The following is a 1,340-nucleotide window of genomic DNA, read 5'->3' as shown; positions in this document are numbered from 1 at the left end:
GACGATGCTCGGGAACGGGAGCCGTCTGCGCGGGATCGGCGTCCATCCGCCCTCGCGCAGGTCGACAGGAGTCGGATAACCCGGTGGCAGCGGCACCTCCACATCGGCCGGGGTCACGAGAAGCGCACCCAGGACCGGGTGATGGCTGGTGCGTGCCCAGTGGACGGTGGTCATCACGCCCGCACTGTGCGCGACGAGGACCACCGGCCCGTCGATCTCGCGCACCACCTCGTCGAGCGCGGCGACTCGGGCCGCGCGGCTGAGCTTGTGGTGCTCGAGCGGGGGTACGACGCGGACGTCATCGAGGCGTTCGGTCAGGCGGTCGGCGAGGTGGGTCTGCCAGTGATCGGCCACATGATCGCGCAGGCCGGGGACGATGACGATCGTGGGTGATGATGATGTGTGCATTGGACTTTCCGATGAGAGAGGCCGACGCCGGACCGTCGCTTCCGCGAGGGTCCGGCGTCGGGATTGGTTGTGTGTCAGTGAGTTTCGGCCGGTACCACACCGACTGCGGCCAACTTGCGAAGACCCAACGGGTGCAAGCTCTTTCCGGCGAACATCGCGACGATCGCGACAAAGTAGACCAGCGGGGCGAGTTGCAGGGCGCCACGCAGTCCGACATGGTCGGCGAGGATGCCGATCACGAACGGCCCCAGGGCCAATCCGAGCAGGTTGTTCGCCACGGTGAGCGTGCCCATCGCCGAGGCCCGGACCGAGGAGTGGGTCAGGTTCGCGACCATGGCCGCGATCGGCCCCGAGGCGCCCGCGGAGAAGAAGGCACCGATGCCGATCAGGACCAGCTGAGCGGTACCGGTCGACAGACCGAAACCGACGGTGAGCGAGACCAGCGAGATGGCGCAGAAGACGATGCCACTCAGCCACTTCCGAGTGATGTCGCTACGCCCGACGCGGTCGGTGACGATTCCGCAGACCACCATGCCGGTGCCGACGAGCAGGACGATCAGGGCTGCGGCGCCGGCCGCCTTGTCCGGGGCGAGGTCGTAGTAGCGGTTGAAGAAGCTCGGCATCCACGCCAGCAGGATGGCGGCGGTGAACATCTGCAGTCCGCCGCCGATATAGGCGAACAGGACGGCCGGGTTGGTGAACAGGCTCGACAGCTTGGCGCGTCCGGCCGACTCGGTGCCGGCCTTCGTCGGAGTGTCCACGGCGTGCTCTGCCAACTTGTTCTCGGTCACAAACGCCTTGAACAGGGCCACCAGCAGCAAACCGAGCACGGCCATCGCCATGAAGGACCAGCGCCAGCCGAGATGGACCGCGATGATGCCGCCGAGCGCGACGCCGAGGACCGATCCGAACGATCCGCCGGCCATGAAGGC

At 67.3% G+C, this 1,340-nt stretch carries 2 protein-coding genes; both read right to left on the bottom strand.

Annotation, left to right across the window (positions count from 1 at the left end):
* On the bottom strand, positions 1–408 hold a 408-nt coding region (locus GORHZ_RS18325), incomplete at its 3' end, for an RBBP9/YdeN family alpha/beta hydrolase (RefSeq protein ID WP_006335630.1).
* Positions 409–482: 74 nt separating this feature from the next.
* Positions 483–1,340, bottom strand: an 858-nt coding sequence (locus GORHZ_RS18320) for an MFS transporter (protein ID WP_006335626.1), incomplete at its 5' end; no start/stop codon positions are given.

Source organism: Gordonia rhizosphera NBRC 16068 (genome assembly GCF_000298195.1).
In the GTDB taxonomy this organism is placed as follows: domain Bacteria; phylum Actinomycetota; class Actinomycetes; order Mycobacteriales; family Mycobacteriaceae; genus Gordonia; species Gordonia rhizosphera.
The sequence above is the reverse complement of the archived record's forward strand: the minus strand, read 5'-3'. Positions and strand labels throughout refer to the sequence as shown.